Here is an 8908-nt window from a genome sequence, read left to right as displayed (position 1 = left end):
CATTATTATACTAGGAGGAATAATTATGGCAGACAGTAATGTATTAAAAGCACAGAAGTATCTAAACTCAATGTTTGGAGGTCACTCCGCCTGGGTAAAACTGGAGGAGGATGGTTACACAGGTACTGCTGTAATGCAGGGGATCATCAGGGCATTCCAGATTCAAAATGGGATATCGGATGCAACTGGGACAGTAGGCCCGCTAACTATAAGCAAAATGAAGAGCTTACCTGAGATTGTAAAAATGAATCCATCAGATCCCGTCAGTGTAAATGTATGTCTCATACAATGTGCCCTGTTTTGCAAAGGGTATAATGCAGGAGGAATCACCGGTATCTTTTATACTACCGGAGTGTCCGCAGTCAGCGAAATGCAAAAGGACGCAGGATTGCCGGTTACAGGAAAGATCGATTGGAAAGTATGGGCTGGACTTCTATCCATGAACTGGTTTAAGACGGTATCAGGCGGAAACAGTATTACCCGTCTCATACAACAGCAGCTTAACAGCGAATGGTCCCATATTATTGGAGTAGGGCCCTGCGACGGAATTGTATCAAGGCAGACAGCGTTATCTTTAGTAGGTGCACTTCAGGCAGCGGAAGGAGTGACCACTGAGCTGATAACAAACTTAAATTCTGTTAATTTTGGAAATGCTACAACAGCTGCTTTTCCTGCAAAATTAAAATCAGGACAGAATTCATCTTACTATATACCCTTTAACAAATTAGTTCAGTACGGACTGTATTTTAATGGTTACAATCCTGGAAGATTCGATGGCATCTATGATGATGCAACTGCCAGTGAGGTGGAAGATTTTCAGAAGTTTTATGGCTTGACCGGGATCGGGCTTGTAACGGCGGGAGAAGTGAATGTATCAACTATGAAATCCCTGCTGACAAGTAAAGGTGACACAGGAAGAAAAGCAAGAGCATGTGACTGTGCGACTGTACTCAATAAACAGCAGGCGCTGGATTTGAAAAATGCCGGATTCACACATGTGGGGCGGTATCTGACCGGTTCTGTGGGAACAGCACACACACCAAAGTATCTGACTTTAACAGAGATAGGTTACATAAAAGAGGCAGGGCTTAGCGTATTTCCGATTTATCAGGATGGAGGATATTATCTGGAGTATTTCCAGAGGCCGTCACAGGGAACGGTTGATGCTCAGACAGCTGTACTGGCGGCTGAAAGGATCGGAATTCCTGAAAATTCAACCATTTATTTTGCTGTGGATTTTGATTGTTATGAATATCAGATTAACCTGTTTATCATTCCGTATTTCAGGCGGATAAATTTATTCTTTAACAGTTCAGAAAATCACAGGAAATACAGGGTTGGTATTTATGCTCCCCGTTATGTGTGTACAAAGATCAGCCAGTTAGGATTGGCAAAGACCTCGTTTGTGGCAGATATGTCCACGGGCTTCAGCTGCAATTTAGGATTTCCAATTCCCTCTAACTGGGCTTTTGATCAGTTTTATGAGTATACATTTCCCTCTTCTCCAAACTTCCCCATTGATAAAGATGCATTTTCCGGAAGAGATGAGGGCGCGTCCTCTTTTGATGCAGTGCCAGAAAAAACAAAGGAAGAACTGGAAGAGGAAAACCGGAAAGCACTGTTAGAAATAGCAAGAAATCAATATATTTATGATGTATTAGATCCATTGGGGTATATGGACAAGGCTCTGGAGCTTGGAATTTCCTATAACAAAGAAATACTGCTTGATACTTATACAACCGGAAACAGTATTGTTACTATAACAGCAGAGTTTTCAACAGAAATGAAACGAATATCAGATAAAGACTACAATATTGGTATCAGCATTGATAATTCCGGAAGTTTGACAACAGGCTGCCAGAATCAGATTATACAGGCTTCCTCAGATATTGATCTGGGTAAACTTGGAAATGGTGCGGATTTCAGTAAAGTGCTGAGCAGCATAGCTTTATCTGTTAAATCAGGAAATATTTCTTTGGGACTGGAATATGTGTCACCAAAACAGGCGAAATTCAGCATTCGTGTCAGCTCTGAAGATTTGCTTCCTGAAGATCCGGATGTGGAAGCTGGTATTACTGTAGAAATCGGTTTCACCATTACACTGAACAACGACAATGATGACCGGTTTGATGAAGCAGAATTTGCCGAGGCCGCATTAAAGGTAGTGGCAGGAGTGGCAGTTGTTGCAATTATTTGTCTTGTAGCCAGTACGGGAGTAGGCGCGTTGTTAGAATTCCTTGCCGGCGGAGGTTTCTTGCTGCTTGCATAAAGTTCAGTATAAAGTTTATAGCGCAATAATCTGGTATAAACCGGAATATTGCGCTATATTAGATATTATGCAGGAAAAGAAAAGGAGGTTTTATCTATGAAATACAATCAGAATTTCCCGGCAGATTCATTGTCAAAATTAGAATCATTATTCCACCCCGAACCGGCGCGGAGAAACAATACACTTCGATATGGAAAAAACAGCATCAAGTGGCTGTGTATTGTGATCGCAGTTTTATATTTCTGCATTGCATCCCTTTATCTGCTGGATCATAAGTTTACTTTCTTTACCACAGTCTGCGCTTATATTGCAGTGGCAGCTACGATATACACAATGTTTATCGTGTGGTTTGGAACATGGAATAAAAAAAGGATACAGGAGGCTGTTATTAAAAAATATGGCAGAGGATTTATGGTTGATCTTGAAAAAGACCATATGGTTTATAAGGAAGTTTCTTATAACTACAAAGATATAGATTATATGGTTTTTTATGATGAATTTGTATTTATTTATGCGGAAAATACCATTTTGGTTATTTACAAGGATGACAGGATACTGGAGGCACTTAATAAAATTATTGATGAAAATAAGAATATTAAAAAAATAATAAAAACAGAACCATTTCGTTTGGATGGATATGTTAACAAAGGCAAAAGAAATAAGATGTAATTTCTCTGTTCTACATTAATGGTGTCAAGCACAAAGTTTTCAAGTTATTTATAAAAGATTCAGTTGTAATTTGTGTGTTCATTTATTAAAATAGAAACAGTATAAATGGTTAATGGAAGGTATGACGCTCAAAATAAGTTATTTAAATTAAAAATCTGCCTTCCATGGCTGCTGTATGAGTGATAATGTGCATGGGACAGATGGGAAGTTCCATGCACATTTTGTCGTTTTTTTGACAGATGATGACGGAACCAGGAACAAAAATAATGGTATTGGATACAGAAGAACATGCAGACCAATTGGGTTTGCATACAAGGGAGAAATTGTATGATAAAAATATTAATTGTAGATGACTCTGTTTTTTCACAGAAAATGACTGCCAACATTTTAAGAAAATATGTTGAAGAGCCAGATCTGCAGTTTGCTGCCGATGGATGGGAAGGGCTTAAAAAATACAAGGAGCTGAAGCCGGATTATGTATTTGTTGATCTGCTGATGCCGGGACTGGATGGGCAGAGCTTAATCAGACTGATCCAGGAATTTGATCCGTCTGCAAATATTGTCGTGGTTTCTGCCGATGTACAGAATCATGTCAGGGAAGAGATTGAAAAACATCATATCATGACATTTATTAATAAACCTTTTACCGATGAGAAAGCCCGGATTATCTGTAATATAATGAAGGAGAAGGACAATGGAAAACCGTGATATGACACAGGATATTTTAAAGGAGCTGTTTAATATCAGTGTAGGACGTGCAGCAGGAATCCTGTCAGATATTGTTCAGCAGAAAATACATCTGAATGTGCCCAATGTGAAAATCCTTAATGTTTCCTCGGAGCCTTATGCGATTGATGAATATATCTCGATGAAAAAAAACGGAACCCTTATGGTATCCACTCTTTCATTTAAGGAAAATTATACAGGCAAGGCAAGCCTGATTTTTTCGGCGGAAAAGATGAAGACATTTATCAGTCTCTGCCTTCAGGAAGAACAGACCGACACAGATAATATGGATTTTAACGATGTAGATTTTGATATTATAAAAGAAATTGGCAATATTATATTAAACTGCATTATAGGGGAAACAGGCAATCTCCTGAATATCAGTTTTAAATATACACTTCCGGAAGTCAGACTCTTTAATTTGTCCGAATTTAAATATGACTACCAGAATACGGGTAATTTATATGTTTTGATTTTATATATTACGTTTGTTATTGGTGATACGGAAATTGAAGGTGCAATTATTGTTGATTTATCGCTTCATTCGCTGAATGATTTATTAAAGAGAATCAGCCTGCTAGAGGAATCACTATATGAATAAATTATTATATCAGGTACTGGATAATCTTAATGAAGGGATTGTCATATTAAATGAGGATCTGCAAATCATGTACTGGAATTATTACATGGAGGAAACTACAAATCTGAAGCGATATCATATCCTGAATCAGTCCATTACTGATGTACTGCCTGATTTAGGCAGGAACTATTATCTGGATGCCTTTCATGACGTACAGGAGCAGGGAATTATCCGTTTCTTTTCCGGCGCAATCCACAAGCAGATGTTAAATAATTCCGATCATTTTAATTTGAAGGTTACCAGAATTGAAAATAACGGAAAACTTTTTATCCAACTGGAATTTATCAATGTTACCAGTCAGTTTAATCAGATTAAGCAGCTGAAATCCTATGTGAATCAGTTATGGGAAACCAATAAGGAGTTAAAGGAGAAGGAAAAGACAATTCAGAAGCTTGCTTACTATGACAAATTAACGGGAGTTGCAAACCGCAGCTTATTCTATGAAGTTTCCGCCGCTTTGCTGGCGAAGGCCAAAAGAGATAAAAGTCTGCTGGGGCTGATGTTTTGTGACGTGAATAAATTTAAGTCCATCAATGATACATATGGCCATGAGTTTGGGGATAAGGTTTTGATTCATGTTGCCGAACTGTTAAGTAAGGCAGCCAGGGAAAATGACCTGGTCTGCCGGTATGGAGGGGATGAGTTCCTTATACTTCTGCCTGACATGAAAGAGGTGGAAAATTATAATGCTGTAGTCTCCAGAATCGTGGAACTGACCAAAGATGCGGTGGAAATTCAGAATATAACGATCCCCCTGTCCATCAGCGGAGGAATCAGTTTTTATCCAGCCGATGCCGATACCATAGACCAGCTGATTGTAAAGGCGGATGCAGCCATGTATGTGGCGAAACAGCTAAAAGGAATGGAAACATATTTTTACCGCATGGATTAAAAGGAAAAAACCGGTCACATCCCCTGTCACAAGCATATATTATACCGTATATAAACATTCGTGAGGTATAGTATGGACCAGTACACAACCAGACCGTCAGATGAAGTACATGTAGGCTATGTGCGTGTTATGCACACAGTTCCCAATGCGCCCAATGTTGACATATACGTGGATGATGAGATGATCATTGAAAGTCTTTCTTATGGAGATTTTACAGATTACTTAACCGTACAGGAGGGAACCTATAAAGTTTCTCTTTATGTAACGGGAACTCAGGATGATCCTATTATTGAAAATATGCTTCCGGTAGAGCGGGATGTAATGCTCACCGTGGCTGCAGTAGGAACTCCTGATGACATCGGACTTCTATCCATCACCGATGCCAATGGAGAAATTGTTCAGGGGAGATCAATGGTACGTTTTATACATTTATCTCCTGATGCACCTGCAGTGGATATTACACTTCCGGATGGAACTGTGATTTTCCCAAATGTTGCATTTAAACAGATTACTCCTTATATTGCCGCAGACCCCATGAACTTAACGCTTCAGGTAAGACCGGCCGGGTCAACAGATATCGTGTTAGAGATACCCAATGTACCCTTATCTGAAGACAGTTTTAATACAATCTATGCTGTCGGGCTGCTGCAGGGAAATCCCCAGCTTGAGGTTCTCTTGACAACGGATGAATTTTAGGGTATAACTTAGAATTAGATGGAAAAAACAGATAGCTCTTTGTGCAGGAGTTATCTGTTTTTCTATTATCAAAGAAAGTTAGACAAAGGAGATAGAGAAATGGTAAGGGAATTTCAGGCAGATGATTTAAGCCGTATTATGGAACTATGGCTGGACACCAACATACAGGCACATGATTTTATTAAAAAAAGCTATTGGCAGGACCATTTCGGTGAAGTAATGGAGATACTGCCAAAGGCATCTGTTTATGTATACGAAGACAATGGAAGCATACAGGGATTTATTGGTCTGATGGACAGTTATATAGCTGGAATTTTTATTTCCAAAGACCATCAGTCCAGAGGAATCGGAAGCCGGCTGCTTCATTATGTGAAAGGGAATCACGACGAGTTATCATTAAAGGTGTATGAAAAGAATAAACGTGCCGTGGATTTTTATAAGAGAGAGGGATTTGTTGTGACTGAAAAACAGGAGGATAAGGAAAACGGAGAAGTGGAATACCAGATGGCATGGAGCCGGAACTGGGCTTAAAAACGAAACAATTGACAAAACCAGGCTGATGCGCTAGAATGCAAGCATATACTTGCATATGGAGGAAGGCTGATTGGACGATACAAGTCAGAAAATCATTGATGCAGCTATGGAACTTATTAAAGAGAAGGGATATGTTGCTACAACGACAAAAGATATAGCAGGCCGTGCCAATATCAATGAATGTACCATTTTTCGGAAATTTAAAGGTAAAAAAGACATTGTCCTTACTGGAATGGAACAGGAAAAGTGGCGTGGAAATATATCACCGGCAATTTTTCAAAATGTTAAGTGGGAGCTTCAGCCTGATCTGGAGATGTTTATGCGTAATTATCTGGATCGTATTACCCCGGATTTTGTTAACTTGTCCATTGGACTGCGGGCGCCCCAGATCTACGAGGATACCAGACCCCAAATTTTAAAAATACCGAAGGCATTTCTTGAAACATTAATTATGTATTTTGAAGCAATGCATGAAAGGGGAAAAATCCCTTTTCTTGATTATGAGTGTCTGGCAATGACGATTTTTTCCTCTACATTTGGTTTTACCTTTTTAAAAGCCTCCTTTAATGACCAGCTTACAAAGATCAGGCAGGAGGAGTACATTATAGGCAGTGTGTCTTTGTTTTTAAAAGGAATTGAACAGGAATAACAGGATTATGATTCAGTGGTATCATCATTTATTGGTGATGCCATTTATAAAAAACAAAATGCAAGTGGATACTTGCATTAATAAGGAGGAATTACTCATGGATATAACAGGTGCCCAGCTTTTTGTAAAAGCCTTAAGAATGGAGGGAGTAGATATCCTGTTTGGATATCCGGGCGGTCAGGCAATCGATCTTTTTGATGCACTGTATGGGCAGAGTGAGATCGAGATAATTCTGCCTCGTCATGAACAGGGATTGATTCATGCTGCTGACGGATATGCACGGTCTGTCAAAAAGACCGGAGTTTGTCTGGTTACCAGCGGGCCCGGTGCGACGAATCTGGTGACAGGCATAGCAACAGCCAATTATGACAGTGTTCCGCTGGTATGCTTCACGGGACAGGTGCCGACGCATCTCATAGGTAATGATGCATTTCAGGAAGTTGATATCGTAGGAATTACAAGAAATATCTGTAAATATGCGGTTACTGTCCGAAGCAGACAGGAACTGGGAAAGATCATAAAAAAAGCATTCCATATCGCTGCCACCGGAAAACCAGGAGTTGTGGTAGTGGATATTCCAAAAGACATCCAGCAGGCATATGGTGATGATACTTATCCGGATACGGTGGAAATCAGGGGGTATAAGCCCATTGCGACAGTCCATGAGGGGCAGATAAAAAAGGCTCTGGCAGCACTGAAACAGGGAGAAAAACCTCTGTTCCTGGTTGGGGGAGGTGTACTGGCAGCCGGAGCAGGAAAAGAAATGGAAAAACTTGTGGATGTTACCGGCATTCCGGTGGTGTCAACCATAATGGGAAAAGGTGCCATACCCACAAACCACCCGCTATACATAGGAAATATAGGAATCCATGCCAGTTATGCAGCTAATAAAGCAATCAGTGAATGCGATGTACTTTGTTCCATTGGAACAAGGTTTAACGACAGAATCACCGGGAGAGCGGGTACCTTTGCCAGCAAGGCAACGCTGATCCATATTGATATAGACCCGGCTTCCATATCAAGGAATATCACAGTTGATATCCCCATTGTGGGTGATGCCCAAAAAGCGATCAGTCATCTGCTTCAAAAAACGGAGCCCTGTAATTGCGAAGCATGGAAGAAGCAGCTGGAAGAGTTAAAAAAGTTGTATCCTCTTGCAATGAAACAGACCGGTCTGACGCCCCTGTTTATCATTAAGAAGATCAATGAAATGTTTGACAAACTTATTGTAGTGACGGACGTGGGGCAGAACCAGCTTTGGACGACACAGTTTCTGGAGTTAAATGAAGAGAAACAACTGCTGACATCAGGAGGTCTTGGAACCATGGGCTATGGTCTTCCCGCCGCACTGGGAGCAAAGCTTGGCAATCCGGAGAAACACGTTGTTGCTGTCTGCGGGGATGGTGGAATTCAGATGAATATTCAGGAGCTGGCAACAGCAGTCGTGCAGGAGCTGCCTGTGATTGTCTGCATTCTGAATAATGGCTATCTAGGTAATGTAAGGCAGTGGCAGCAGATGTTTTACAATAACCGGTATTCTTCTACTTGCCTGAAGTATAGAAAACGGTGCAAAGCGGGCTGCACAGGTCCTGGAAAAACGTGTCCTGTTTATACTCCGGATTTTGTGAAGCTGGCAGAAAGTTACGGGGCGTTTGGGATCCGTGTGACCAGCAAAGAAGAAGTCGAGGCGGCATTTAAACGAGCTCTCAAAAATGATCTTGCCCCTACGTTAATAGAGTTTATCATTGAACCGGAAGAAAATGTTCTTCCTATTGTTCCGCCGGGAAGCCAGTTAAGTGAAATGATTATGGAATATTAAATAAGGAAGGTGAA

General features: G+C 40.5%; 9 protein-coding genes. All 9 read left to right on the top strand.

The window, feature by feature from the left end; genetic code table 11:
* Window positions 1-25 precede the first annotated feature (25 nt).
* The 9 genes from DS742_RS11345 to ilvB all read left to right on the top strand — a co-directional run bounded on the left by DS742_RS11345 (window position 26) and on the right by ilvB (window position 8894).
* The gene (locus tag DS742_RS11345) at window positions 26-2269 is read left to right on the top strand and encodes a glycoside hydrolase domain-containing protein (protein ID WP_117417114.1); all 2244 of its coding nucleotides are present in this window, start codon (window positions 26-28) and stop codon (window positions 2267-2269) included.
* Between the two features lie 96 nt (window positions 2270-2365).
* A complete protein-coding gene (locus tag DS742_RS11340) occupies window positions 2366-2938 on the top strand; it encodes a hypothetical protein (RefSeq protein ID WP_117417113.1) in 573 nt (190 codons plus the stop codon).
* Between the two features lie 327 nt (window positions 2939-3265).
* The gene (locus DS742_RS11335; RefSeq protein ID WP_117417112.1) at window positions 3266-3646 is read left to right on the top strand and encodes a response regulator transcription factor; all 381 of its coding nucleotides are present in this window, start codon (window positions 3266-3268) and stop codon (window positions 3644-3646) included.
* Entirely contained in the window at window positions 3633-4265 is a 633-nt protein-coding gene (locus DS742_RS11330) for a chemotaxis protein CheC (protein WP_117417111.1), read from the top strand. Before DS742_RS11335 ends, DS742_RS11330 begins: the two co-directional genes overlap by 14 nt.
* Window positions 4258-5196 (top strand): sensor domain-containing diguanylate cyclase, encoded by a 939-nt coding sequence (locus tag DS742_RS11325; RefSeq protein ID WP_117417110.1) that lies wholly within the window; start codon window positions 4258-4260, stop codon window positions 5194-5196. Before DS742_RS11330 ends, DS742_RS11325 begins: the two co-directional genes overlap by 8 nt.
* Window positions 5197-5268: 72 nt before the next feature.
* Entirely contained in the window at window positions 5269-5892 is a 624-nt protein-coding gene (locus DS742_RS11320) for a DUF4397 domain-containing protein (protein ID WP_117417109.1), read from the top strand.
* A 99-nt stretch (window positions 5893-5991) separates the two neighbouring features.
* Complete coding sequence (locus DS742_RS11315; protein ID WP_117417108.1) at window positions 5992-6423, top strand: N-acetyltransferase; 432 nt, start codon at window positions 5992-5994, stop codon at window positions 6421-6423.
* 73 nt (window positions 6424-6496) lie between these two features.
* Window positions 6497-7075 (top strand): TetR/AcrR family transcriptional regulator, encoded by a 579-nt coding sequence (locus DS742_RS11310; protein ID WP_117417107.1) that lies wholly within the window; start codon window positions 6497-6499, stop codon window positions 7073-7075.
* Window positions 7076-7172: 97 nt separating this feature from the next.
* Window positions 7173-8894 carry a biosynthetic-type acetolactate synthase large subunit gene (gene ilvB / locus DS742_RS11305; RefSeq protein WP_117417106.1) on the top strand — a complete coding sequence of 574 codons (1722 nt, stop codon included), beginning with the start codon at window positions 7173-7175 and terminating at the stop codon, window positions 8892-8894.
* Window positions 8895-8908 lie beyond the last annotated feature (14 nt).

It is taken from the genome of Lacrimispora amygdalina (genome assembly GCF_003432035.1).
Lineage (GTDB): Bacteria > Bacillota > Clostridia > Lachnospirales > Lachnospiraceae > Lacrimispora > Lacrimispora amygdalina.
The sequence above is the reverse complement of the archived record's forward strand: the minus strand, read 5'-3'. Positions and strand labels throughout refer to the sequence as shown.

What these genes read in the sequence shown, in the direction of transcription:
- DS742_RS11345 (WP_117417114.1), top strand. Translation starts at nt 26, where the DNA reads ATGGCAGACAGTAATGTATTAAAAGCACAGAAGTATCTAAACTCAATG.
- DS742_RS11340 (WP_117417113.1), top strand. Translation starts at nt 2,366, where the DNA reads ATGAAATACAATCAGAATTTCCCGGCAGATTCATTGTCAAAATTAGAA.
- DS742_RS11335 (WP_117417112.1), top strand. Translation starts at nt 3,266, where the DNA reads ATGATAAAAATATTAATTGTAGATGACTCTGTTTTTTCACAGAAAATG.
- DS742_RS11330 (WP_117417111.1), top strand. Translation starts at nt 3,633, where the DNA reads ATGGAAAACCGTGATATGACACAGGATATTTTAAAGGAGCTGTTTAAT.
- DS742_RS11325 (WP_117417110.1), top strand. Translation starts at nt 4,258, where the DNA reads ATGAATAAATTATTATATCAGGTACTGGATAATCTTAATGAAGGGATT.
- DS742_RS11320 (WP_117417109.1), top strand. Translation starts at nt 5,269, where the DNA reads ATGGACCAGTACACAACCAGACCGTCAGATGAAGTACATGTAGGCTAT.
- DS742_RS11315 (WP_117417108.1), top strand. Translation starts at nt 5,992, where the DNA reads ATGGTAAGGGAATTTCAGGCAGATGATTTAAGCCGTATTATGGAACTA.
- ilvB (WP_117417106.1), top strand. Translation starts at nt 7,173, where the DNA reads ATGGATATAACAGGTGCCCAGCTTTTTGTAAAAGCCTTAAGAATGGAG.